The sequence below is a fragment of the Sphingopyxis sp. genome (assembly GCF_016704835.1).
Classification (GTDB): domain Bacteria; phylum Pseudomonadota; class Alphaproteobacteria; order Sphingomonadales; family Sphingomonadaceae; genus Sphingopyxis.
Genome location: NZ_JADIZJ010000001.1, coordinates 1042191 through 1066741 on the forward strand (window position 1 = coordinate 1042191; position 24551 = coordinate 1066741).

Here is a 24551-nt window from a genome sequence, read left to right on the forward strand (position 1 = left end):
CCGCGTGCCCGCGCGATCTCCGCTCGAAAGGGCTGTGGCCGCTGGGCACGTTCGGATGTTTTCGTGCGGCCACCCGCTGCGCCGCTTCACGCGGCCGCCAACGCACACGGCGCCGTCTTGCGTTTGGGATCGCGCGATTGCTTGACGCGGGCGCAGCGCGCGCTGGCGACCAGAACCGCTTCGGCCAGTTTGGCGGCAAGGACGGCAGCGGTTGAAGAGTTCAGGTCGTCCAGCACGGCTTCGACGTGGAGCTTGCCGCCGCGGCAGTCGGCGGACATCCGGATCGGCACCAGCGACCGCTGCGCAAAGATTCCGGTGATGCGCGGCAACGCCTGGGGGTCCGCTATCGCGACGATCCGGAACGCATGCCTCACGCCGCAAGTCGCCCTGCCGATGCGATCAGACGCTCGGCGGTTTCATCGGCGACCACGGCGGGCGAGATGCCGCGCCGCGAAGCTTCTTCGAGCACCGCGGTGACCCGCGGCCCGATCTGCGCGACGCGTTGCTCCACGCTTGCCGCGCTCTCGCCGAGATATTCTGCCGAGACGCTGATGATGCCGCCAGCATTCGCCACATAATCGGGCACGTAGGTGATACCGCGCGCGCGCAGCATGGCTGCAATTTCCGGGGTCGCGAGCTGGTTGTTCGCCCCGCCGCAGACGAGCTTGGCATTCATCGCGGCAACGGTGGGTTCATCGAGAACGCCGCCGAGCGCGCAGGGCACGAAAATGTCGGCGTCGATCGACGCGATGGCGTCGGAACCGACCACCCGTGCATCAAGAATCTTGGCGACGCGGTCGCGGCGCCCCGGCGCGACGTCGGCAATCACCAGCCGCGCGCCGGCGTCGGCAAGGCGCCGGCACAGCTCGGCGCCGACATTGCCAATCCCCTGGACGGCGACGGTGAGGCCCTTGAGATCCGAGCCGAGCGCGAAGGCAGCCCCTGCCTCGATTGCTCCATATACGCCCTGCGCGGTCCATGGCGAGGGATCGCCCCCGGCGGCCGCGCCGACTGCGGCCAGTCCCGCCACATGGCGGGTCTGTCCCGCGACCTCGTGCATGTCAGCGACGCTCGTCCCGACGTCTTCTGCGGTGACATAGCGGCCATCGAGCGCCGCGACGGCGCGGCCGAAAGCGCGAAACAGCGCGGCGCGGTCAAACGGCGCCTCAGGACGGCGCAGCACCGCCTTGGCGCCGCCAAAGGGCAGGCCCGCCAACGCATTCTTGTAGCTCATGCCCTCGGCCAGCCGGAAGGCGTCGGTGAATGCCTGGCCGAGGTCGGGGTAGTGCCAGAGACGGCAGCCGCCGGCACCGGGCCCCAGCGTCGTCGAATGAACGACAATAACCCCGTCAAGGCCGGCGCTCTTGTCTTCCAGGCGGACGGTTTCGAGGGCAGGCAAACGGCCCGAAAATTGAACAACCATGACGGTCTCCTTCACCGCCCGCTTATCGCAGACCGGCGGCGGTCAAACTTGCTCGATTTTTGGTGATTTCGGCGCTATTCAGGTCAAATTGTCTCGATTTGCCAAATTATGGGATGAAAATGACCGATCTTGATCCGTTCGAGAAGAATATCATTCGCGAGCTGCAGCGCGATGCTGGACTGACCACCGCCGAACTCGCCGAGCGGGTCGGGCTGTCACCGTCACCATGCTGGCGGCGCATCGACCGGCTCGAGCGCGAGGGCTATATCAAGGGGCGGGTCGCGGTGATCGACCGCCGCAAGGTCGGTCTGCACGCGCATATCTTTGCGCAGGTCAAGCTCAACGCGCATGGCCGCGCCAACCTCGACGAGTTCAGCAAGGCGATCGCGGCCTTTCCCGAAGTCCTCGGCGCCTATGTGCTGATGGGCAATATGGATTTCATGCTGCGGATCGTGGCGAAGGATATCGACGCCTATGAGGCGTTCTTCTTCGACAAGCTGAGCAAGCTGCCGGGGGTGCAAGAGATCAACTCGACGGTGGCCCTGTCCGAGATCAAGTCGACGAACGAATTGCCGATCCTCTGAGCGGGGCGTCGCGCCCGTTTGACTCGCGCCGCGGGGTGCGCCAGATGCCGCGGCACGGCAGTCTGGGCCAAGCGTTGGAGGGGGGGAACAGGAGCGATGTACGACCTGCTGACCGGCCTGTCGGTGATCGAGGCCTCGTCCTTCGTCGCCTCGCCCACCGCAGGGCTCTATTGCGCGCAAATGGGCGCCGAGGTGATCCGCGTCGACCAGGTTGGCGGTGGCCCCGATTTTCGCCGCTGGCCGGTGACCAAGGCCAATGATTCGCTCTACTGGGAAAACCTCAACCGCGCCAAAAAATCGGTCGCGCTCGACCTCGGCCGACCCGAGGGACGCGAGTTGCTGCAGGCATTGGTGCGCGCGACCGGGCAGTTCATCACCAACTTCCCCGTAGACGGCTTCTTGTCGCACCCGACGCTCGCCGAAGGGCGACCCGACCTGATCACGGTGCGCGTGATGGGCTGGGCGGACGGCGCGCCGGCGCTCGACTATACGGTCAACAACAGCGTTGGCTATCCGATGCTCACCGGCGCCGGACCCGAGCCGGTGAACCATGTGCTGCCCGCGTGGGACCTGCTGACCGGCGCCTATGCTGCCTTTGCCCTGCTCGCGGCGATCCAGCGCCGGTCGGCGACGGCGGTGGGGGGCGAGGTGCGGATCCCGCTGTCTGACGTCGCGATCGGTACCGTTGCCAATCTCGGCGGCGTCGCCGAAGTGCTTTATACCGGCGTCAACCGACCGCGGCTGGGCAATGCGGTCTATGGCCTGTTCGGGCGTGATTTCGTCACTGCCGACGGCGAGCGTACAATGATCGTTGTCGTCACCCCGCGGCAATGGGCCAATCTGGTGGCGGCGCTTGGCCTGGGCGAGGCGATCGCGGCATTAGAGGCATCGCGAGGGGTGACCTTTGCGACCGATGACGGCCTGCGCTTTGCGCATCGCGACGCGCTCTATCCCATGTTTGAGCGCGCGGTCGCCGCGCGGTCGCTGAAAGATCTCACGGCCGCCTTCAATGCAGGCGGCATCGTCCACTCCCTCTATCGCACCATGTCTGGACGCGGTGCAGGATCGGGCGCTCGTCGCCGACAACCCGATTTTCGGGCAGGCCGACAACCCGAGCGGTTTTGCCTATCCCGCCGCGGGTGCCTTTGCGACATTGCCGCAGGACGAGCGCCAGCCGCCGCGCCCCGCGCCGCGCAACGGCGCGCATAGCGAAGAAATACTCGCGGACCGCCTGTCGCTGCCGTCGGGCGAGATTGCCCGGCTGATCGATGCCGGTATCGTCGGTATTGCCTGAACCCTGGAGAATAAGATGACCCTGCGCCGCGCCGCCATCGTTGCCCCGATCCGTACCGCTGTCGGCAAGTTCGGCGGCGCCCTCGCCAGCCTCGACGCGGGGCAGCTCGGTGCGGTGGTGCTCGAAGCGTTGATCGCGCGCACCGCGATCGATCCGGCGCGCGTTGACGATGTCGTCTTTTCGCAAGGCTATGGCAATGGCGAGGCGCCGAGCATCGGCCATTGGTCGTGGCTCGCCGCGGGGCTGCCGCTCGAAGTGCCGGGGTATCAGCTCGACCGCCGTTGCGGTTCGGGGCTGCAGGCGATCGCCAACGCCGCGATGATGGTCCAGACCGGGATGTCCGATGTCGTCGTCGCGGGCGGGGTCGAATCGATGTCGAACGTCGAACATTACAGCATCGATGTCCGCAAGGGGGTGCGCTCTGGCAATCTGACGCTGCACGACCGGCTGACGCGCGGGCGGTTGATGTCGCAGCCGGTCGAACGCTTTGGCGTGATCAGCGGGATGATCGAGACCGCCGAAAATCTGGCGAAGGATTATGGTATCACGCGCGAGGCCGCCGACGCCTATGCGGTGGGCAGCCATCAGCGTGCCGAGGCGGCGTGGGCGAAGGGATTGTTCGACGACGAGCTGGTCCCGGTCGCGGTGCCGCAGCGCAAGGGCGATCCGGTGATCTTTGCCCATGACGAGGGGTACCGCGCCGATGCGACGCTCGAATCGCTCGGCGCCCTGCGTGCGATCGAGGCGAAGACGATCCCGGGCGCAGTGGTGACGGCGGGCAACGCCAGTCAGCAGAATGATGCCGCCGCCGCCTGCCTGGTCGTCGCCGAAGACAAGCTCGACGAACTCGGGCTCGAACCGATTGCCTGGTTCCACAGCTGGGCGGCGGCAGGCTGCGACCCCAGCCGGATGGGCATCGGTCCGGTTCCTGCGGTCGAGCGGCTGTTCGCGCGCACCGGGCTAGGCTGGGGGGATATCGATCTGGTCGAATTGAACGAAGCGTTCGCGCCGCAAGTGCTGGCCTGCCTGAAAGTCTGGGGCTGGGCCGAGGACGACAGCCGCCTCGATATTCTCAACGTCAACGGCTCGGGCATTTCGCTCGGCCATCCGATCGGCGCGACCGGCGGGCGCATCCTCGCCAACCTGACGCGCGAGCTGGTGCGCCGCGACGGGCGCTACGGGCTCGAGACGATGTGCATCGGCGGCGGGCAGGGCATCGCGGCGATCTTCGAGCGCGCCGCCTGAGCATGGCCGATCTTCGCTCTGCGCTCCGGGCAGCAACGGCTTATGGCGCGGCGGCCGAGACGGCGCTCGCCGACCGATTGACGCGGCGCTCGATCGACCGCGAGCAGCGCGCGGCGCATGGTTTCGCATGGGTAGCAACCACCGTCGCGGCGCTGGGCGCGGTGCTGGAGTGGTGCGAGGCCGGACATGACGCGAACGCACTGGACGCGAAAATCGCGACCCTCGCCTTTGCCGAGGGGGTCGGCCAGCTCGTCGGCGGCTTGCCGATGGGTCAGAATGAGATGTTCCGGCCCGCAGACCTCGGCATCGGCGCGGCGGCGCGGACGCTCGCCGACGCGTGCGGCGACCTGCTCGCTGCCGACCATGCGGCGACGCGGGCCGAAATCGCGGCGACGCTGGCGGGCGGCCACTGGCCGAGCGAAACGCTCCGCGATGCCGACCTCGATGCGATCCGCGACCAGTTTCGCCGCTTCACCGATGCCGAGATCCTCCCGCACGCGCACCGCTGGCACCTCGCCAACGACCTGATCCCCGACGCCACAGTGCGCGCGATGGCCGACCTCGGCACCTTCGGCGTCTGCATCCCCGAGGCCTTCGGCGGACTGGGCCTGTCGAAGCTGGTGATGTGTATCGTCACCGAAGAATTGTCGCGCGGCTGGATCGGGGCGGGATCACTCGGCACGCGGTCGGAAATTGCCGGCGAGCTGATCGCGATGGGCGGCACCGACGCGCAGAAGGCGCAGTGGCTGCCGCGGATCGCCAGCGGCGAGGTGTTGCCGACCGCAGTGTTCACCGAACCCGATGTCGGATCGGACCTTGGTTCGCTGCAAACCAAGGCGAAGCGCGAGGGCGATCATTGGGTGATCGACGGTGCGAAGAACTGGATCACTCACGCCGCACGGTCGGACCTGATGACGCTGCTCGCGCGCACCTTGCCCGATGCGAAAGGCTATGCCGGGCTCTCGATGCTGCTCGTCCCCAAGCCGCGCGGAACCGCAAGCGAGGCTTTTCCGGCCGAGGGGATGAGCGGCAGCGAGATCGATGTGCTCGGCTATCGCGGGATGCGCGAATATGCGCTGCAATTCGACGCGATGATCGCACCCGCTGATGCTCTGCTCGGCGCCGAAGAGGGGCAGGGATTCAAGCAGCTGATGCGCACCTTCGAGGGCGCGCGCATCCAGACCGCCGCGCGCGCCGTCGGGGTGGCGCGGCGCGCGCTCGAACTCGGGCTGGATTATGCGTTGGCGCGCAAACAATTCGGCAAGGCGATCATCCACTTCCCGCGCGTCGCCGACAAGCTGGCGATGAGTGTGGTCGATTTCGTCACCGCGCGCGAACTCAGCTATGCCGCGGCGCGGGCCAAGGACAGCGGCAAGCGCTGCGACATCGAGGCGGGGATGGCGAAACTGCTCGCCGCGCGAACGGCCTGGTCGAACGCCGACGCCGGCCTGCAGATCCACGGCGGCAACGGCTATGCGCTCGAATATGAAATCAGCCGGGTGCTGTGCGACGCACGCATCCTGAATATTTTCGAAGGCGCAGCTGAAATCCAGGCGCAGGTGATCGCGCGCGGGCTGATTGACCGGCGCAACTGATCGCGAATAGGCGCGAAGCTGAGTTTTTATCGCGCCCAAAAAATAATTTGCCTCATAACGGGGTTAATGCCAAGCGCATCAATCGCCGCGAAGCGAGCGTTTTTGGGGGATGAATTCTGTTTCGGTCGCGCCGCACGAGCCCACGCGGCGCTGCGACCAAACTTGATTTCGACTCGTGATGCTTTATTCAAATCCCGTGCACGGCGATCCCGACAATTACATCAGCCTGCTGTCTGTCGCGCAGATTGAAACACTGCGGCACGTTTATGAGCACAAAAATTCCAAACAAATTGCGCGTCTGATGAATGTTTCTCCGCACACGGTGGATGAAAGAGTTCGGCGATCGTTAAAAAAGCTCAATGCTGCCAACAGGATAGAGGCGGCTCGTATCTTGGCAGTTAACGGTGTCTTCGACAATGTTACCCCTTATCAGCCTTTGACATATCAATTGATCGACCTAGGCGCCGCCCCGGCGGCCCCCGATGCCGAGCGGGGGCGCAGTTCGTTTCGGCGACTTTTCGACATCGGTTCGCCATTTCCGACCGCGTCCCAGCCGGCCAACCGGCATGGGTTGATGGAAAGGATTATCTGGCCAATATTGATCGCCTTCGCGACGATTTTGGCTTTCTCCGCACTCTATTCAATCCTTGTCGGACTTGGTCGGGTGATGACCTGACGTTCGAGACGAATGCTGCGGGGGGGAAACCGGTAGCATTCTTTTTCAAGGAAAAAGAACATGCTGAATGAACGAGTTTCGGCGGCCAAAAAAATCGCTGCCGACCTGCATCAAGCCGAAGACGCGATCGACGAAGCGATGATCCGCATCGCCCAGCTCGCCGCGACCCTGCCCACCGCGCGGCGCGACACCAATATGTCGGCGATCGTTGGCCAGGCTGCCATGTCCAAGGTCGCGAATGCGCTCGCTGCCGCCGGCGAAGTCCGCCAGCTCTTGACCGACGCGCATCTGGCACTGACAGTGACGCAAAAGGAAGTGGGTCTGGGTACCCGCATGTTCGGCGCCGGGGTCAAGCCCGCCGAAGCGAAGCTGGTCGATCAGGGCAGCAATGATCGAGCCGCTGCCGAAGTCGCTGCCGTACCGTTCGCGAAGGCCGTTTGATCATCAGGAAGGGTTAACAGCCACAATGTGGTCCGTGGCGATTTACTATTTGGTACTGCTCACAACGGTTGCCGTCGCGATAAGACGCGGCGGCCCGTTCGAGCGGTGGGCGGCCTACACCGCCCTGATCGCCTCGGTTCTCACCAGTGTTTTGACGCCGTTTCCGACCTGGGCTCATATTGAACTGAATATCTTTGTGATCGACGTGCTGGTTCTGCTCAGCTTCTGGTTCATCGCCTTGAAGACGCAGAGTTTCTGGCCTTACTGGATCACCGGCTGGCAATTGATCGCCATCTTCGGCCATATCCAGAAGTTCATGTTCGCAGAGATATTGGCGCGACCTTATTCGCTCCTTTCAGTCTATATATCGTATCCGATCCTGTTGCTGATCATCTATGCATCAGGTTCGTCCAGCCGGCAGCGCGACGTTCCAGCCTGACATTGTGGCACCCCATGGGGTTTCCGCGCATGCAGCAATTTTCGAACCAAGAAGTTGCAGAATTAAAGTCGCGTATCGACGAGATACACGAGCTGCTGGCGGGCCGCGGTGGCGAATTGTCGACGCCCTCGACATATCGCAGCGGCGGCGGTGACGTCTCGCCGCAAGCGGTCTTGCTGAACCAGCTCTCGCTCAGCATCCAGATGCGGCGTATCCGGCGCAACCATTTCGGCAGCGCGGAACTGGCGGGGCCGATCTGGGACATGATGCTCGACCTGATGCTGGCCGAAAACCATGATCGCGCGCTCAGCGCCAGCGATCTGGCAACCGGCGCCGGAGTTCCGCTGTCTTCGGGGCTGCGGATGATCAGCACGCTCGAGCGGCTTGCACTGGCGCAGCGTTCGATCGACGAGCGCGACCGGCGGCGGACGATCGTCCGGCTGACGGCCAACGGCATCGAACGCATGGCCAGCTATTTCGGAAAAGTCGGCGTCGCCTTGCAGAACAACCAGATGCTCGCGGCCTGAGCGTCCCCGACCGGGTGCGATGGCCGAGCGGGTCGCACACGCCGCACCCGGTCACCCCTTCGGCGTTCGCGCTATTCGGTCATCTGGCGCATCATGCGATCGACCTTGGCCATCGCTTCGCGCTTGATCTGGCAGATCCGCGCCGCGCTGACGTCGAGGGTCAGGCCGATCTCGTGCAGGTTGAGCTCCTCAAAGAAATAGAGTTGCAAAACCATCTGTTCGCGGTCCGACAGGCAGCTGATGCACTGGCGCAGTGCACCCATCAAATCGGCCTGCTCGCATTGTTCGCCCGCGCCAACGCCGTCGTCGGGCAACAGGAAGGCGCCGGTGTCGGTCAATTCGTCGAGCGAGGTCGACCGGCCATGCGTCGCACTGCGTTCGAGCGCGAAATAATCCTCTGCCGACAGACCAAGCGCCGCAGCCATTTCGGTGGCGACAGGGGCGCGCATCAATTGCTGTTCCAATGCCGCGCGCGTTGCCTGGATACGCTTGGCGGCGCCCATCGCCGAGCGGCCGACATCGGCTTCGCGGCGCAGCTGGTCGATCATGGCGCCGCGGATCCGCGTCGTCGCATAGGTGGCAAAGGCAAAGCCGCGCTCTTCATAATTCTGGCTCGCCTCGATCAGCCCGATCAGCCCGGTCTGGATCAGATCGTCGAGCTCGCTCGTCCGCGACACGCGCGAAAACACCTGCCACGCGATCTTGCGGACCAGCGGCGCATATTCCTCGATCAGCGCCTCGACGCTTTCGCCGTAACCGCGCACGCGCGGAGCGCGGGTCGTCGGCGCGGCGAACTGCTCGGCGGGCTCAATTCTCATGCACTTGGTCCTCCATATGGGCGTCGGGCCCGACCGCGAGGCGCGGCACTTCGGCGCCGATCGTCGCGACAATTTCGGTCTGTTTGCTGGCCGGGATCTCGAGGTACGAGATCACGGCGACGTCGGGGAAAGTGGCGCGAATCAGCCGCGACAGCGCCGATCGGCAAATCGGCGAGGCGACGAGTGCAAAGCTGCGCGTCTGGAGCAGCAGCGGTTCGACCGCCTGTCCGACCTGATCGATGATCTTCATCGCCATGCCATGTTCGAACGGCCATTCGGCACCCGGATTGGCACGCACCGACTGGTTCAGCAGCACTTCGATCTCGGGACTGAAGGTCACGACGGGCAGCGGCATCCGGCTGGGCACGATCGTCTGGACGATCAGCGCGCCGATGCGCTGACGCACCGCTTCGACCAGGTCGATTTCGGTGAGTTGCTGTGCCGACAGCGATACCATCGCCTCGGCAATCTTGCGGAAATCGCGCAGCGGCACCCGTTCGATCAGCAGCGATTTGCACAGGCTGGCGATTCGCGGCAGCGGATAGCCCTGTGGGCTGAGATTCTGTGCGAGCTGTGGATAATGGACCTTGAGATTATCGATCAATGCCTGTGCGTCGTCGATCCCGAACAGCTCGGCGGCGGCGCCGACGATGCTGTTGTTGAGGTGGGTGGCGACGACGGTCGCGGGGTCGACGACGGTATAGCCCGCCGCAATTGCGTCGTTCTGCGTCGCCTTGGGAATCCAGAGCGCGTCGAGGCCGAAGGTCGGATCCTTGCACGGCCGCCCGACGACTTTGGTGACGAGGTCGCCCGAATCGAGCGCGAGCATTTCGTTGGGAAACACCTCGTCCTCGCCGACGATCACCCCCGCGACCGAAATGCGATAGACGTTGCCGGGCAGCGACAGGTCGTCGCTGACCTTCACCGGCGGCACGACGAAGCCGAGTTCTTTCGACAATTGGCGGCGGATCCCGGTGATCCGGGTCATCAGCGGCGCGCCCTTGCGGTCGTCGACCAGACTGACCAGCGCATAGCCGATTTCGAGCTGGCAGGCGCTGGCATCGCTGACGTCGGCCCATTCGATCAGCGAGGGGTCGGGCGCGGCAGCGGCGGGTTCGGGGGCGTCGGCGATTGCGGTGGCGGTGCGGCGCAACTGCCAGCCGACGGCAAAGGACAGCGCAGCGGCGGGCAGAACCAGCAGCTGCGGCATCGCCGGGACCATGCCAAGAATGAACAAGATGCTCCCGACCGCGATCCACACCGATGGCGCCGCAAACTGGCTGCTGATCTGACCGCTGAGGTTGAACGGCGACGCGACGCGCGTGACAATGGCGGCAGCGGCGATCGACAGCAGCAGCGCGGGGATCTGCGCGACCAGCGCGTCGCCGATGGCCAGCGTGACATAGGTGCTGCCGGCTTCGGAAAAGCTGAGGCCGTGGCTGAAAATGCCGAGGATCAGGCCGCCGACGATGTTGACGAACAGGATCAGCAGGCCGGCGATCGCATCGCCTTTCACGAACTTCGATGCACCGTCCATCGAGCCATAGAAATCGGCTTCGGTGGCGACTTCGACGCGGCGCGCCTTGGCTTCTTCGGGGGTGAGCAGCCCGGCGTTGAGATCGGCGTCGATCGCCATCTGCTTGCCCGGCAGCGCGTCGAGCGTGAAGCGCGCCGACACTTCGGACACGCGCCCCGCGCCCTTGGTAATAACGACCATGTTGATGATCATCAGCACGAAAAAGACGAACAGTCCGACGACATAATCGCCGCCGATCATCACCTCGCCAAAAGCCTCGATAACATGGCCCGCCGCGGCGGTGCCCTCGTGACCGTGGACGAGCACGACGCGCGTCGAGGCGACGTTCAGCGCAAGGCGGAACAGCGTGGCAAGCAGCAACACGGTCGGGAAGGACGAAAAATCGAGCGGCTTGGCGGCCGACAGCGCGACCATCAGGATCGCGAGGCTGATCATGATGTTGGCGACGAAACTGATGTCGAGGATCAGCGGTGTTACCGGGACCACCATCAGGCCGACAAGGATGAGCATCCCGACGGGCAGCGCCGAAGCGCCGGCGATCCGGCCGATTTTGCCGAGGTTGAAACCCCCGATCATGCTGCGCCGCCCGACATGGAAGCAAGCCGCCGATAGGCATCGGCAGCAAAGCCCATCGAAAGTTTGCGCGGCATCGGCTGGATTTCCATCATCTGCAGCGGGGGACGTCCCCCGCCGCCCGCCATGCCGCTCGAGCTGCTCGCCGAAGCGTGCCAGCCGGCGGGGGCGAAGGGTTTCATATTTTCGATCTTGCCGCCGTTCTCGAGCTTGGCGCGAAAGCGGTCGCGGATCTCGGCGAGGCTGCGCATGCTGCCGTCGGGGGCGTAAAAGACCGAGCGGTTGGCGGCCGCCGCCTCGGGCATCATCGGCGCACCGGGCTGGTCGGGATTGGCGTCGAGCGCGGTCAGAAATTTGGCGGCGCCGCCTGACCCAAGGAAATGCGCGAGATAAAGGTCGACGGGCTCGGCGCTGCGGCCGATCCGGCTTTCCAGATATTCGCGATTGTCGCCGGTCAGCGCCGCAGCCATCGTCGACGCGGCGGCGGGGTCGTCGCGCAGGTCGAAAATCTGTTGGCGAAGCGTCGGGTCGGTGACGGTGAGCCGCCCCGATCCATCGCGGCCGATCGCGTTGGCCGCCCAAGCGAGGCCATGATTGGCGCCGTGGCGGTCGAGTGTGGCAAGCCAGGTCTGCTTGGTAAACTGATACAGTCCGCGCGCCGACGAGGTCGACGCTTTGGCGGTCGGATTATAGCCGCTTTCGACGCGGGCGACGTCGACCAGATAGTCGAAATCAACGCCCGTGCGCGCCGACGCCGATTGCACCGCATCCATGACGGGTGCGGTGACGCGGCGGGCGGGCTGGGGATTGTTGATTGCGTTCATACATCGGTTTCCGCTGGTTCAGCAGGGCTGTCTCAGCAAACCAAAAGCAATCATCGTGCCATTTACGGTTAACGGCAGAAACCTATAGGGTAATCAGTAAGTTAAAGCAGCACCGCGCTGGTGGGTGCCGCGAATGTCGTGGTTCCTGTCAATCCGCTGACGCGTCCAGTCCTTGAGGACATTGACGCGGATCGCCGCGGCTTCGAGCTGCCGCAGCGTCTTGCCGATCATCTGCTGGGCGCGCTGTTCACTGCCTCTTGGGATACCCGCGCCGCGAAACAGGATCACCGCAGTCGCCAGCTCTTCGGTCGCGGCGATGATTGCGCCCGCGTCGTGGCCGTCGAGCGCGCCGACGAGCGTATCGAGCCGCGATTGTACGTCGTCGAGCATCGTTCAAGCCCCGCCGGTGTGGAAATCGATCATCGCGCTGGCGATGATCGCTGGGTGAACGCCATAACTGCCGTTGGCGATCGCGGTCCGCAGCGCTGCGACGCGCGCGACATCGACCGGCGGCGCCTGGGTGGCAAGACTGCTCGTGAGGCGGATCAGTCGCGCGGCGGGCAGGCTGTCCGGCGCGGTGCGCAGCTGTTCCGGCGCGCGCGCGGGTTGGGCGGCAGTCTCGCTGGCGACGCTGCGCAGCGGGGTCGTGCGGGCAATGCCGCCGACGGGTCCGATCTTGCTGCTTTCACCCGACATAAAGGCCTCCATCCGGTGCCGTCAGAAAAGTGACGGCGCGGTTCACGAAGGCTTTAACGGACGCGGAACAGGGCGATTAAGGCGGTTCGCCGCAAAAAAACAAAAGAAAGGCCCGGTGGCGTCGGAAAGCCGACAGTGACCGGGCCTGTGGGCAGGGTAGGGAGACGATGGAGCTAATCGTCGAGGCGGGCACGACCGGGGCCGATGACCCTCGCGCTCAATGACGATTTGGCGTCGTTGCCGCGCAGCGCGATTGTTTCGCCGACGCGGCCATCCTCGGCGGCGACCGCGGCATAGCTGACCGAAAAGCTTTCGGCTTCGATCGTGACGCGGACATTGTCGCCGCGGCGGATGACCGGAGCGCTGGAGGCGGTACGCGGAGAGGCTGACGCAGTCGAAGTCGCAGTCGTCGGTCCGGTCATCGGGACCCGAAGCCGCCAGCCGAGCGAGGCGCAGCGTACCGCGAGCGCATTGGCGTCGATTGCGGTGACCGAAGCCTGTTCGGGGCAACGCGCCAGCTTGATGCGCCGATCGACCGGAGTCGCGGTGCGCCCCAGCGCGCTGGCGACCATCGCAGTCAGCACGTCGATCGTCTGCCAGTCTTCGGTGGCTTGATCGGCGTGGGCAGGGATCGCGGTGGCGGCGCAGGCGACAAGCCCGGCGGCCAGCCGCGCGGTAATGGCATGAGACAAGATCCATCTCCTTGGGTCCAAAATGGGTACCCGCCATTTTGCACGAAGCGTGCCAGTCGCGGTTTGCAGCGCGATTGGCGGCGATCCGGCGCGGCGCCGTCGGTTTTTTGACGAGCGCAATTTTGTCGCACCGCGTAGAATATTTAAACATCTGAAAAACCAACAAAAATCAAGTTTGGCACGGCGATTGCATCGTTCTTTGTGTTTTCCGCGCGTCGGCGCCGGCAGTGACCGGACCGGGCGAGCGGCGAAAGAAGGAATTTGATGATGGCATCCGAAAAACTCTTTGGCCTGCACGCGACGGCGCTCCAGCTGCGCAGCCAGCGCATGATGATGCTCGCGTCGAACATCGCCAATGCCGCGACGCCGGGGTACAAGGCGCGCGACCTCGATTTCGCGAAAGCGCTCGACCTCGCGCAGCAGGGCGGCTCGACCGCCAATGCCGTGGAGGGCGCGGTTGCCTATCGCGTCCCGGTGCAGGCTTCGCTCGATGGTAACACCGTCGAAATGGCGACCGAACAGACGGCGTTCGCTGAGAACGCGCTCGCCTATCGCTCCAGCCTTTCGTTCCTCAGCGGCCGCGTCAACACGCTGACCCGCGCGATCAAGGGCGAATGACGATGAACGGAAATTTCTCGGTCTTCGACATCAGCGGCCGCGCGATGTCGGCGCAGCTCGTCCGTCTCAACACCACCGCATCGAACCTGGCCAACGCCGGAACGATCGCGGGCAGCGAAGCCGAAGCCTTTCGCTCGCTGAAACCCGTGTTTCGCACCGTTATGGACGGCCAGGGCCGCGCGACGGTGCAGGTCGACCAGATCACGACGTCGAAAATGGCGCCGTCGAAACGCCACGATCCGTCGAACCCGCTCGCCGACAAGGACGGCAACGTCTGGGAAGCCGCGGTCGATAGCGCCGCCGAGCTGGTCGAGATGGTCGAGACCGCGCGGCAGTATCAGAACAATGTCCAGGTCCTCGAAACCGCCAAGGGTCTGATCAACGAAACTCTCAGGATGGGACAATAAAATGGCCGTCAACAACGTCACCAACGCCAGTAATGTCGTGCTCCAGCCCAAGGGCAGCGGGCAGCAGATGGGACAGAGCGATTTCCTGCGCCTGATGACCGCGCAGCTGTCGCAGCAGGATCCGTTCAACCCGGTCGATAACCAGCAGATGGTTGCCCAGATGGCGCAATTCTCCAGCCTCGCCGGGATCAGCGAAACCAACACGACGCTGCAGCAGATTTCCGAGCAGCTCGCGGCGCAGACCCAGTTGCTCAAAGACATCAAGGCCGCCACCCCGGCGCCCGCACCCACCATCTAAGGAAGGAAAAGCCATGTCATTCTACACCTCGCTTTCGGGCCTCAAGGGCGCCCAGACCGAAATGTCGGTCATTTCGAATAACATCGCGAACGCCGGCTCGATCGGGTTTAAGCGCAGCAAGGCGCAGTTCGGCGATATTTTCGCTTCGTCGCCGACCCAGTCGACCAAGATGATCGCGGGCCAGGGCCAGCGACTGAACGGCATAAGCCAGCAGTTCACCCAAGGGTCGTATGAATCGAGCGAAAAGACGCTCGATATGGCTATCGTTGGCGAAGGCATGTTCGTCGTAAAGGGCGATCCGCCGCGCGAACAGGTGACCTACACCCGCAACGGCGCGTTCACCGCGACCCCCGACCGCAATGTGATCGATTCGACGGGACAGAAGCTGCAACTTCTGCCCGTCGATGCGAACGGCAACGTCACCGACAATACCCTGGCCGGAGCGTTTGACTTCGTGCTGCCCTCCGGCGCGCCGAGCGATCCCACCGCGCAGCTGGTCAATGTGTCGGTCGGGCTCGACGGCCTGGTTTCGGCGACCTTTGCCAATGGCGAGGCGCAGACGCTCGGCAAGGTCGCGATGGCGACGTTCCCCGCGATGGAGGGACTGCGCCCCGTCGGCGATGCCCATTGGCAGTCGTCGGGCGAAAGCGGCCCGCCGACGATCGACGCCGCGACCAATGGTCCGATGGGCGCGATCCGGTCGGGCGCGCTCGAACGATCGAACGTCGATATCACCGAAGAACTGGTGATGCTGATCGGCGCGCAGCGCAATTTCCAGGCGAACGCCAAGGCGATCGAGGGCGCTTCGCAGCTGTCGCAAACCATCATCAACATGCGTTGATCGAGCGTAATCAGCCGCTGCCGGGAGCCTTCAGATGGACAAACTCATCTACACCAGCCTTACCGCGATGCGGGGCAGTCAGGCCCGGCAGACGGCGATCGCCAACAATCTGGCGAATGCACAGACGCCCGGGTTTCGCGCCGACATGGCCGAGGCGCAGGCGTTGTGGCTGAACGGCAGCGGGCTCGACGCGCGCGCGATGTCGTCGGAAGAAGTGCTCGGCGCCGACATGCGTGCCGGCACGGTCACCGCGACGGGACGCGACCTCGATATCGCAATCCAGGGCGATGCGTTGCTCGTGGTGCAGGCACCCGACGGCGCCGAAGCCTATACGCGGCGCGGCGACTTGCAGATTTCGCCGAGCGGACTTTTGACCACCGGCGATGGCCACCCCGTTCAGGGCGGTCAGGGGCCGGTTACGATTCCGCCCGCCGACGCGGTGACGATCGACGTCGAGGGCCGGGTTTGGATCGTGCCCGCGGGCGGCGATGCCGAAAATCCGCAGGAGGTCGACCGGATCCGGCTCGCGACCCCGACGGGTTCGGACATCGCCAAGGGGCTCGACGGCCTGTTCCGCGTCAAGGGCGAGGGCATTCTGCCCGACGATCCCGAAGCGCGGCTGATCACCCGCTCGATCGAAGGTTCGAACGTCGCCGCCACCACCGCGCTGGTCGACATGATCGAGGCGAGCCGGAGCTGGGACACCCAGCTCAAGCTGGTCAGCGACGCACGCGACATGGACAGCGCGACCGCCAATCTGATGCAGCTTCCCCGTTAAGGAGATAATGAAATGAGCTTCGGTGCCTTGCACGTCGCGCGAACCGGTCTGGATGCCCAGGGCTTCCGGATGCAGGTGATCGCCAACAACCTCGCCAACGTGAACACGACGGGTTTCAAGCGCGACCGCGCCAGCTTTGAAACGCTGAGCTATCAGATGATGACCGCGCCGGGGGCGCCGTCGTCGGCCGAAAACCGATACGCGACCGGGCTCAACCTTGGCAGCGGGGTGTCGCTCGGCGGCACGTCGCGCATCGATACGCAGGGGACGTTCGCGACCACCGGCAACGCACTCGACATGGCGATCGACGGCGCTGGCTATTTCCAGGTCGAAATGCCCGACGGGCGCACCGGCTATACCCGCGCCGGCAATTTCGGCCGCTCGCCCGACGGCACGATCGTGACGTCGGACGGCAAGCCGCTCACCCCCGCGATCCAGATTCCCGAGGATAGCACCAATGTGTCGATCGGCGCCGACGGCACCGTGTCGGCGACCGGCGCCGACGGGACGCTGACCGAACTCGGCCGCATCGAACTCGCGCGCTTTGCCAACCCGGCGGGCCTCCAGGCGATCGGCGACAATATGCTCGTCGAGACCGCCGCTTCGGGAGCGCCGCAGGTCGGCGCCGCGGGGCTGGAAGGCCGCGGCAGCTTGCGCGGCGGGATGCTCGAGGGATCGAACGTCAATGTCGTCGAGGAACTCGTCGACATGATCGAGACGCAGCGCGCCTACGAGGTCAATTCGAAGATGATCCAGGCCACCGACGAGATGATGAAAAATGCTGCGCAGACGCTCTAAGCTGTTGGTTGGTGTGGCGTTTGCCCTCGCGCTCGTGCCGGTTGGCGCGGCGGCGAAGGACAAATCGCCGCCCGACACCTTTGCTGCGGCGACGCCGGTTCCCCCGGCACCGTTGCCCGGCAATGGCTCGATCTTTCAGGGCAGCTATGTGCCGCTGACCTCGGGCGGTCGCGCCGGGCAGGTCGGCGACATTCTGACCATCCAGCTCGTCGAGCGCACCGCCGCGACCAAAAGCAACGCCGCGGGGACGCAGCGCGACGGCAATATCAGTATAACGCCGCCGGCGACCGGGCCGCTGTCGCTGTTCAACCCCAGCGATATCGCGATGGGCGGCGGCCAGCAATTCAAGGGCAAGGGCGATGCGTCGCAATCGAACGCCTTGTCGGGTGAGGTCAGCGTGACCATCGCCGCGGTCTATCCGAACGGCACGATGCTGGTGCGCGGCGAAAAGCTGCTGACGCTCAATCGCGGCGACGAACGCGTCCAGATTTCGGGGATCGTCCGCGCGATGGATATCAGCCCCGACAACCGTATCCTGTCGACCCGCGTCGCCGACGCGAACATCCGTTACGTCGGCAAGGGCGAGATCGCGCGCGCCAGCAAGCAAGGCTGGTTGCAGCGTTTCTTCTCGATCATCAGCCCGTTCTGAAAAGGATCATAAAGTGTCCCAGCGTCCTACCCTGTTCGCCCTGATCGCGCTCCTGCTCGCCAGCCTGACCTTTGCGGCGCCGGCGCAGGCGCAGCGCATCAAGGACATGGGCCAGTTCCAGGGGCTGCGCGCCAACCAACTGACGGGCTATGGCATCGTGGTTGGCCTCGCGGGGACGGGCGACGACAGCCTCGACTATTCGACGCTGGGCATGAAGGGTGCGATTTCGCGCTTTGGCCTGACCTTGCCGCCGGGGGTCAACCCGGCGCTGAAGAATGCGGCGGCGGTGATGATCACCGCCGAACTGCCGCCTTTTGCCAAGCCTGGCCAGCGGCTCGACGTGACGGTGTCGGCGATCGGCAAGGCGAAAAGCTTGCGCGGCGGCACCCTCGTGCTGGCGCCGCTCTATGGCGCCGACGGGCAGATTTACGCGATGGTGCAGGGCAACCTCGTCATCGGTGGGCTTGGCGTCGATGCCGCCGACGGGTCGAAAGTGACAGTCAACGTCCCGTCGAGTGGCCGCATCGCCAGCGGCGCGACGGTCGAGCGTGCGGTCGATACCGGCTTTGCCGCGAGCACCGGGCTGACCTTTAACCTCCACCAGTTCGACGCCACGAATGCCAAGCGCGTCGCCGACGCGATCAATGCCGCCATCCCTGGCAGCGCATCGATGATCGACGGCGCCAGCATCGCGATCCGCGCCGTCGGCAACGGCGACGACCGGATGCGGCTGATGTCGCAAATCGAAAATCTCGGCGTCCAGCGCTCCGAACCGTCGGCGAAAGTGATCGTCAACGCGCGCACCGGCACCGTGGTGATCAACGGCGCGGTTCGCGTCGGCACCGCCGCGGTCAGCCACGGCAAGCTCACCGTGTCGATCAAGGAATCGCCGACGGTGGTTCAGCCGGCGCCGTTCAGCCGCGGCGAAACCGCGATCGAACCGTCGAGCGAAATCGAGGTCGCCGAAGACTATCGCCCCGCCTTCTTGATGAAACCCAATGCCTCGCTGTCCGAACTCGTCGATGCGATCAACCGTCTGGGCGTTTCCCCCGGCGATCTGGTCGCGATCCTCGAGGCGCTCAGCCAGGCGGGTGCCCTCACAGCAGAATTGGTGATCATATGACGACGCCCATTTCTTCGACCCCCGCAGCGCGGCCGTTCGTGCCGGCTTCGGCCACCCCGACCCTCGCGGGTGGTGGTGGCGACGGCGGGCTGCGCAAGGCGGCCGAACAGTTCGAGGCGGTGATCCTGCGCCAGCTGCTGGCGTCGATGCGCCAGGCAAAGCTTGGCGACGACATGATGGGATCGAGCGCGACCGACAATTTTCGCGAAATGGCCGACGCGCGCACCGCCGACTCGATCGCCGCGATGCGCCAGTTCGGCATCGCCGACATGGTCGAGCGACAGTTTCGCGGGCGGCTCGGCAATGCGGCTGGAGGGGTGCAATGAGCGATCTTCTTGGCATCGGCTATAGCGGGCTCAAAGCCTATTCGCGCGCGCTGTCGACGATCGGCGACAATATCGCCAACGCGCAGACTCCCGGTTATGCGCGGCGGCGGCTCGACATGATGGAGCCGGTCAGCGGTAGCGATTCGGTTTTTTATCGCGGTAACATCAACCCCAGTGGGGTCGAGATCCGCGGTGTCAGTCGCTCGGTCGATGCCTGGCTGATCGAAGATTCGCGGATCTCTTCGGGCGATTCCGAACGCTCAGCAACCAAGCTTGGCTGGCTGGGCAAGGTCGAAGGCGCGCTGAGCGACGAGAGCAATGGCATCAAGACCGGGCTCACCAAGCTGTTCACCACCGCCGACCAATTGACCGCCGATCCGGCGAACAAAACACTGCGCAGCCAGTTCCTGCAGTCGGCCGACGACATAGCGTCGGGCTTTCGCACTGCTGCGGGCGAGCTCGACAAGATGGGTGACGGCATCGAAGGCGCGGCGGCGAGCACCGTCGAGGATTTCAACGCGAATCTGAACGCGCTCGAACAGATCAACATCGGACTGCGCAAGGCGCGGCCAGGGTCGACCAACGCGGCGAGCCTGCTCGACGAACGCGACCGGCTGCTCGACAAATTGTCGTCGCAGGCCGGGGTCAGCGCGACCTTTGAAAATAACGGATCGGTGACGCTGCGCGCCGCCGGGTCCGGCGACCTGCTCGTCGGCGGCGGCGCGGTCAACCCGATCACGGTGACCGCGGCGCCCGACGGCCGCCTGTCGTACAGCGTTGGCGGTTCGCCGCTGACGGTGACCACGGGCTCGCTGGCCGGGCAGGCGGAGGCGGCCAATCATGTCGCCGATCAGCGCGCCGGGCTCGATGTGATGGCAACATCGTTTGCAGCCCAGCTCAACGCTGCGCATCAGGCGGGCACCGATGCCAATGGCAATCCGGGCGCGCCGCTGTTCACCGGCACCAGCGCCGCGACGCTGACCTTAAGCGCGCTGACGCCCGAACAGGTCGCTGCCGCCAATGCGTCAGGCAGCAACGGCAATATGCTCGCGCTTGGCGCGCTGCGCGGCGCGGGCGATCCCGAAGCGCGCTGGTCGGGGCATCTGGCGACGCAGGCGCAGACGACGGCATCGGCGCGTGCTCAGGATGCTGCGGCGGGAACCCGCGCCGACGCGGCTGCCGCGGCGCGTGACGGGGTGAGCGAGGTCGATCTCGACAAGGAAGCGGCCGAGTTGCTGCGCTTTCAGCAAGCCTATCAGGCCGCGGCGCGCACGATCCAGGTCGCGCGCGAAACCATGCAAACGCTTTTAAGCTCGATCTAGGAAGGCGACGACGATGATTAACGCCGTGGGCAATCGCATGACGCGCGAGATCGCGCGCCAGCAGAAACTCGCCGACCAGATCGAACGGACGCAGATCCAGATTTCGAGCGGCAAACGGCTCCAGCGCATGTCCGACGACCCGGTGTCGGCGCGGCGGATCGCGACGATCGGCACGACGCAGGCGAGCATCACCGCGTGGAACACCAATATCAATACCGCCACGGCGCTGGTGTCACAGGCCGACGCGGCGCTGAAATCGGTGAGCAATCTGATGACCCGCGCGCGCGAACTGACGGTTGCCGCGGCGAACGATACGACAAGCGCCGCCGACCGCGCGACGATCGCCGCCGAACTCGGCACGATCGCCGACGAGATCGACAGCCTGGCGGCAACGCGCGATTCGAACGGCGAGCCGGTTTTCGCGAGCAGCACTGCGCGCGTGATGCGGTTCGATGGCGACATCAGCTTTGCGCCGGTTCCGGCCGCCGCCGATGTTTTTGTCATCGCGGGTAACAGCTTGTCGACCGGGATCCGCGATGCCGCGATTGCGGTCGCGGCGGGTAACAAGCCTGCGATGGGAACCGCGTTGACCGCGCTCAATACCGCGATCGGCCACGTTGCCGACCGTCATGCCGCCATCGGCCTGTCGGCTGGGCGGCTCGAGCGTATCGGGGACGGGCTGGCGGCGCGCGAAATCACGCTGAAGGACGAACGCTCATCGGTCGAGGACACCGACCTGTCGGTCGCGATCGCCGAGCTCAACGCGCAGGATCTGACGCTCGGCGCCGCGCAGGCGGCCTTTGCCAAGATCAACCGCCAGACCTTGTTCGATATTTTGAACTGATCGCGCTCAATCTCGCGGCGCTGCTGCCGTTAAGCATAAAGACGCATTTTGAATTTGGGGCTTTCGGCCCGGATGGAGTTGACCCCGCATGTTTCCCGTAATCGGCATCGTCGTCCTGCTGCTGCTGGTGTTCGGGGGCTTTGCGCTGACCGGCGGCAACCTTGGCCCCGTCATGCACGCCTTGCCGCACGAGATGCTCATCATCGGCGGCGCCGCGGTCGGATCGCTGATCATCGGCAATTCGGGCGCCGACCTGAAGGCGCTGGGCGGCGGGCTCGCCAAAGTGTTCAAAGGCCCGAAGTATCAGAAGTCGGACTATCTCGACTGCATCCTGCTTGTCTCGACGCTGATGAAGATGATGCGGACCGAAGGCCCGGTGGCGGTCGAACCGCATATCGAGGATCCGGCCAATTCGACGCTGTTTCAGCAATATCCCAAATTGCTCAAGGACCAGACGCTGATCCACCTGATCTGCGACACGTTGCGCCTGGTCGTCGTGTCGTCGGGGACGCTCGACCCGCATGCGGTCGAAGACGTCATGGACGCCGCGCTGAAAAATCATCACCATCACGCGATCAAACCTGCCGACGGATTACAGAACCTGGCCGACGCCTTGCCCGCGCTTGGCATCGTCGCCGCAGTGCTGGGCGTCGTGAAGACGATGGGGTCGATCGACAAGCCGCCGGAGATTCTGGGCGGGATGATCGGATCGGCGCTCGTCGGTACCTTTCTTGGCGTGCTCCTCGCCTATGGGCTGGTTGGTCCGTTCGCGACGCGCGCGCGCACCGTGATCGAAAGCGACGGCGCCATGTATCATACGGTGAAACAGCTGATCATCGCGTCGCTCCACGGCCATCCACAGCCGCTGGTGATCGAGGCGGCGCGTTCGGGGGTCGAACATTCGAACCAGCCGAGCTTTGCCGAGGTCTTTGACGGAATGCGCGGCCGCTGATGGCCGCGCGTCCGAACATGCCGCGCCCGATCATCGTCAAGAAGATCATCGAGGCGCCGCACGCTGGCCATCATGGCGGGGCGTGGAAGGTCGCCTATGCCGATTTCGTGACCGCGATGATGGCGTTCTTCCTGCTGATGTGGCTGCTCGGCGCCACGACCGAAAAGCAGCGCAAGGCGCTCGCCGACTATTTTGCGCCAACGATCGTCGAGACCAAGCAGGGCAGCGCCGGGTCGAACGGCCTGTTTGGCGGTGATTCGATCGTGTCGGCCGACGATTACCCGCACGCTGCGGGGCAGACCGGGACGCGCTCGATCACTATCCCCAAGGACGCGGTCGGGGGACCGAAGGAAGCCTCGGGGCGCGAGAGCGAGAAGATGAAGTTCCAGCAGGTCGCCAAGTCGCTTATGGAGCGGGTGCAGAAACAGGGCGACCTCAAACGTCTGGCGCGCAACCTGCGCTTTACCGAAACCACTGAGGGGCTGCGCATCGACGTCATCGACGACGCCGATTTTTCGATGTTCGCGATCGGCACCAGCGAGCTCACTGCCAGTGGTGCGCGGCTGTTCGCTTCGATCGCCGAACCGATCGCATCGGTTCCCAACCAGGTCATGGTGCGCGGGCATACCGATTCAGCCCCCTGGTCGGCCAAGGCGGGGACCAACAATTGGCGCCTGTCGGTCGACCGCGCCGAGGTCACCCGCAACTTTCTGGAGTATCGCGGCATCGACAAGACCCGCTTCGCGCGCATCGAAGGGGTCGCCGATCGCGAGCCCTATGTTCCCTCCGACCGATTCGATCCGCGCAACCGCCGCATCTCGATCACGCTCGGCTGGCGAACCGCCTCCAGCAATTAGTGCCAGTTTGGCAGCATGTCGGAGAGTGAATAACGCAATTGCGTCTCCAATACATCCAATCTGGCGATAATGCTTTGTTTTGAATGGGTTATCGTCAGACGGCTAATCTCTTGTTTACCATTTTCGTCAATCTGTGGATCCATCGAAAAGGCGCCGAATTGGGGGGCGCGGTGGAGACCAAAATGACCGTGGGGCAGAACAACAACGCAGCGCTTGAGACGCTGATCATCGGCAGCAGCGCGGCCGCCGCGCAGCTGCGCGACATGATCCGCCGGGTGGCGCGGTCCAATGCTTCGGTCATGCTCTGTGGCCCGTCGGGCTCGGGCAAGGAACTTGTCGCCCGGGCGATCCACGACGAAGGCGCCCGCGCCGGCAAAGCCTTTTCGGCGATCAACTGCGGCGCGATCCCCGGCGACCTGATCGAATCTGAATTGTTCGGGCATGAAAAGGGCAGCTTTACCGGCGCCCACGCCCGCCGCATCGGCCATTTCGAAGCGAGCGAGGGCGGCACGCTGTTCCTCGACGAAATCGGCGACATGCGTTTCGACATGCAGGTCAAACTGCTCCGCGTGCTGGAAGAACGGACGATCGTGCGCGTCGGCAGCAGCGATGTGAAGGCTATTGACGTCCGCGTCATTTCGGCCACCCACCAGGATCTCGGCGCCGCAATCGCCGATGGTAAATTCCGCGAAGACCTGTTCTTCCGGCTCGGCGTGGTTGTGCTGCAGGTCCCCAGCCTCGCCAGCCGCGTCGAGGATATTCCCGCGCTTATTCGTCATTTTCAGCGCAAGATGCCGGGCGAGGCCAAGTGCCGCTTCGACGGCGAGGCGATGGCGCTGCTGATGCAGCATCGCTGGCCGGGCAACGTCCGCGAACTCAGGAATTTTGTCGAACGCGCCAGCGTGTTGCACGGCGGCGAAACGCTCGGCGCCGATGACGTCGTCATCCTTTTGAACCCGACCGCAGCGCTTGCACCGCGGCACGCCGTTCCCAGCAGCTTTGCCGCGGTGCGGGCCAGCGCGGACGATTGCGGCGTCCCCGCCGCTCCGCACACCAAGGCGCCGGCGCCGGGCCGTCCGATAGACCTCAAGCGCGAAATCGAGACGATCGAACTCGAACAGATCCACGTCGCGCTTGATCTGGCCGATGGCATCATTTCCGAAGCCGCGCGCCTGCTGACACTGAAGCGCACGACCTTGATCGAAAAGATGCGCAAATACGGGGTTCAGCAGCAGGCCGCCTGACCGGCGCCCGCAACACGAGTTTCAGCACCCGCTGAAAAAAGGGGGCTCTGGTCCGCCCCTGACCACCCGGCCGCCCGTCCCCACCCAGGGCGGCCGGGTACCTAGCGGGAATGAGTGAAACGGCATCGGC

The 24551-nt window shown here is 64.8% G+C and carries 29 protein-coding genes and 1 pseudogene; 22 read left to right on the forward strand and 8 right to left on the reverse strand.

What is annotated here, in order from left to right:
- Positions 1–86: 86 nt before the first annotated feature.
- Both IPF76_RS05180 and IPF76_RS05185 read right to left on the reverse strand, forming a co-directional pair.
- The gene (locus tag IPF76_RS05180) at positions 87–329 is read right to left on the reverse strand and encodes a hypothetical protein (protein WP_293840502.1); all 243 of its coding nucleotides are present in this window, start codon (positions 327–329) and stop codon (positions 87–89) included.
- A gap of 41 nt (positions 330–370) precedes the next feature.
- Positions 371–1423, reverse strand: a complete 1053-nt coding sequence (locus IPF76_RS05185; protein ID WP_293840505.1) for a Glu/Leu/Phe/Val dehydrogenase dimerization domain-containing protein — start codon at positions 1421–1423, stop codon at positions 371–373.
- A 119-nt stretch (positions 1424–1542) separates the two neighbouring features.
- Here IPF76_RS05185 and IPF76_RS05190 point away from each other — a divergent pair, with 119 nt between their 5' ends.
- From IPF76_RS05190 to IPF76_RS05225, 8 genes and pseudogenes are all read left to right on the forward strand, one after another.
- A complete protein-coding gene (locus IPF76_RS05190; protein WP_293840508.1) occupies positions 1543–2007 on the forward strand; it encodes an Lrp/AsnC family transcriptional regulator in 465 nt (154 codons plus the stop codon).
- Positions 2008–2103: 96 nt separating this feature from the next.
- Positions 2104–3301, forward strand: a pseudogene (locus tag IPF76_RS05195) (CoA transferase).
- 15 nt (positions 3302–3316) lie between these two features.
- Positions 3317–4546, forward strand: coding sequence for an acetyl-CoA C-acetyltransferase (locus IPF76_RS05200; protein ID WP_293840510.1), 1230 nt, complete (start codon positions 3317–3319; stop codon positions 4544–4546).
- A 2-nt stretch (positions 4547–4548) separates the two neighbouring features.
- Entirely contained in the window at positions 4549–6141 is a 1593-nt protein-coding gene (locus IPF76_RS05205) for an acyl-CoA dehydrogenase family protein (protein WP_293840513.1), read from the forward strand.
- A 178-nt stretch (positions 6142–6319) separates the two neighbouring features.
- The gene (locus tag IPF76_RS05210; RefSeq protein WP_293841938.1) at positions 6320–6817 is read left to right on the forward strand and encodes a helix-turn-helix transcriptional regulator; all 498 of its coding nucleotides are present in this window, start codon (positions 6320–6322) and stop codon (positions 6815–6817) included.
- A gap of 60 nt (positions 6818–6877) precedes the next feature.
- Positions 6878–7258 (forward strand): hypothetical protein, encoded by a 381-nt coding sequence (locus tag IPF76_RS05215; protein WP_293840516.1) that lies wholly within the window; start codon positions 6878–6880, stop codon positions 7256–7258.
- A complete protein-coding gene (locus IPF76_RS05220) occupies positions 7206–7697 on the forward strand; it encodes a hypothetical protein (protein ID WP_293840519.1) in 492 nt (163 codons plus the stop codon). Before IPF76_RS05215 ends, IPF76_RS05220 begins: the two co-directional genes overlap by 53 nt.
- 29 nt (positions 7698–7726) lie before the next feature.
- Entirely contained in the window at positions 7727–8224 is a 498-nt protein-coding gene (locus IPF76_RS05225) for a winged helix DNA-binding protein (protein WP_293840522.1), read from the forward strand.
- 71 nt (positions 8225–8295) lie between these two features.
- Here IPF76_RS05225 and IPF76_RS05230 read toward each other — a convergent pair whose 3' ends face one another.
- The 6 genes from IPF76_RS05230 to IPF76_RS05255 form a co-directional block, all read right to left on the reverse strand.
- Positions 8296–9042: a FliA/WhiG family RNA polymerase sigma factor gene (locus IPF76_RS05230; RefSeq protein WP_293840524.1), complete on the reverse strand. Its 747-nt coding sequence runs from the start codon at positions 9040–9042 to the stop codon at positions 8296–8298.
- A complete protein-coding gene (gene flhA, locus IPF76_RS05235) occupies positions 9032–11155 on the reverse strand; it encodes a flagellar biosynthesis protein FlhA (RefSeq protein WP_293840527.1) in 2124 nt (707 codons plus the stop codon). Before flhA ends, IPF76_RS05230 begins: the two co-directional genes overlap by 11 nt.
- A complete protein-coding gene (locus IPF76_RS05240) occupies positions 11152–11976 on the reverse strand; it encodes a transglycosylase SLT domain-containing protein (RefSeq protein WP_293840529.1) in 825 nt (274 codons plus the stop codon). The genes flhA and IPF76_RS05240 overlap by 4 nt, the downstream gene beginning before the upstream one ends.
- 93 nt (positions 11977–12069) lie before the next feature.
- Positions 12070–12366: a hypothetical protein gene (locus IPF76_RS05245; RefSeq protein ID WP_293840532.1), complete on the reverse strand. Its 297-nt coding sequence runs from the start codon at positions 12364–12366 to the stop codon at positions 12070–12072.
- Positions 12367–12369: 3 nt separating this feature from the next.
- On the reverse strand, positions 12370–12672 hold the full coding sequence (gene flgM / locus IPF76_RS05250; RefSeq protein ID WP_293840534.1) for a flagellar biosynthesis anti-sigma factor FlgM: 303 nt from the start codon (positions 12670–12672) through the stop codon (positions 12370–12372).
- A 173-nt stretch (positions 12673–12845) separates the two neighbouring features.
- Positions 12846–13364, reverse strand: a complete 519-nt coding sequence (locus IPF76_RS05255) for a flagella basal body P-ring formation protein FlgA (RefSeq protein ID WP_293840537.1) — start codon at positions 13362–13364, stop codon at positions 12846–12848.
- Positions 13365–13628: 264 nt separating this feature from the next.
- Between IPF76_RS05255 and flgB the strand changes: the two genes are divergently transcribed.
- The 14 genes from flgB to IPF76_RS05325 all read left to right on the forward strand — a co-directional run bounded on the left by flgB (position 13629) and on the right by IPF76_RS05325 (position 24421).
- Positions 13629–13982, forward strand: coding sequence for a flagellar basal body rod protein FlgB (gene flgB / locus IPF76_RS05260; RefSeq protein WP_293840540.1), 354 nt, complete (start codon positions 13629–13631; stop codon positions 13980–13982).
- A complete protein-coding gene (flgC, locus tag IPF76_RS05265; protein WP_293840542.1) occupies positions 13979–14389 on the forward strand; it encodes a flagellar basal body rod protein FlgC in 411 nt (136 codons plus the stop codon). Before flgB ends, flgC begins: the two co-directional genes overlap by 4 nt.
- Before the next feature lies 1 nt (position 14390).
- Positions 14391–14687 (forward strand): flagellar hook capping FlgD N-terminal domain-containing protein, encoded by a 297-nt coding sequence (locus IPF76_RS05270; RefSeq protein WP_293840545.1) that lies wholly within the window; start codon positions 14391–14393, stop codon positions 14685–14687.
- A 13-nt stretch (positions 14688–14700) separates the two neighbouring features.
- Positions 14701–15528, forward strand: a complete 828-nt coding sequence (locus tag IPF76_RS05275) for a flagellar hook-basal body complex protein (protein WP_293840548.1) — start codon at positions 14701–14703, stop codon at positions 15526–15528.
- 34 nt (positions 15529–15562) lie between these two features.
- Complete coding sequence (gene flgF / locus IPF76_RS05280) at positions 15563–16306, forward strand: flagellar basal body rod protein FlgF (protein ID WP_293840551.1); 744 nt, start codon at positions 15563–15565, stop codon at positions 16304–16306.
- A 12-nt stretch (positions 16307–16318) separates the two neighbouring features.
- The gene (gene flgG / locus IPF76_RS05285; protein WP_293840554.1) at positions 16319–17104 is read left to right on the forward strand and encodes a flagellar basal-body rod protein FlgG; all 786 of its coding nucleotides are present in this window, start codon (positions 16319–16321) and stop codon (positions 17102–17104) included.
- Positions 17085–17753: a flagellar basal body L-ring protein FlgH gene (locus IPF76_RS05290; RefSeq protein WP_293840557.1), complete on the forward strand. Its 669-nt coding sequence runs from the start codon at positions 17085–17087 to the stop codon at positions 17751–17753. Before flgG ends, IPF76_RS05290 begins: the two co-directional genes overlap by 20 nt.
- Before the next feature lie 31 nt (positions 17754–17784).
- Positions 17785–18876 (forward strand): flagellar basal body P-ring protein FlgI, encoded by a 1092-nt coding sequence (locus IPF76_RS05295; protein ID WP_293841941.1) that lies wholly within the window; start codon positions 17785–17787, stop codon positions 18874–18876.
- Entirely contained in the window at positions 18873–19202 is a 330-nt protein-coding gene (locus IPF76_RS05300) for a rod-binding protein (RefSeq protein WP_293840560.1), read from the forward strand. Before IPF76_RS05295 ends, IPF76_RS05300 begins: the two co-directional genes overlap by 4 nt.
- On the forward strand, positions 19199–20524 hold the full coding sequence (gene flgK / locus IPF76_RS05305; RefSeq protein WP_293840563.1) for a flagellar hook-associated protein FlgK: 1326 nt from the start codon (positions 19199–19201) through the stop codon (positions 20522–20524). Before IPF76_RS05300 ends, flgK begins: the two co-directional genes overlap by 4 nt.
- Positions 20525–20537: 13 nt before the next feature.
- Positions 20538–21368 (forward strand): flagellin, encoded by an 831-nt coding sequence (locus IPF76_RS05310; RefSeq protein ID WP_293840565.1) that lies wholly within the window; start codon positions 20538–20540, stop codon positions 21366–21368.
- 88 nt (positions 21369–21456) lie between these two features.
- Positions 21457–22320, forward strand: coding sequence for a flagellar motor stator protein MotA (motA, locus tag IPF76_RS05315; RefSeq protein ID WP_293840567.1), 864 nt, complete (start codon positions 21457–21459; stop codon positions 22318–22320).
- The gene (locus IPF76_RS05320; protein ID WP_293840569.1) at positions 22320–23177 is read left to right on the forward strand and encodes a flagellar motor protein MotB; all 858 of its coding nucleotides are present in this window, start codon (positions 22320–22322) and stop codon (positions 23175–23177) included. Before motA ends, IPF76_RS05320 begins: the two co-directional genes overlap by 1 nt.
- 182 nt (positions 23178–23359) lie before the next feature.
- On the forward strand, positions 23360–24421 hold the full coding sequence (locus tag IPF76_RS05325; protein WP_293840570.1) for a sigma-54 dependent transcriptional regulator: 1062 nt from the start codon (positions 23360–23362) through the stop codon (positions 24419–24421).
- The last annotated feature ends 130 nt before the right edge of the window (positions 24422–24551 follow it).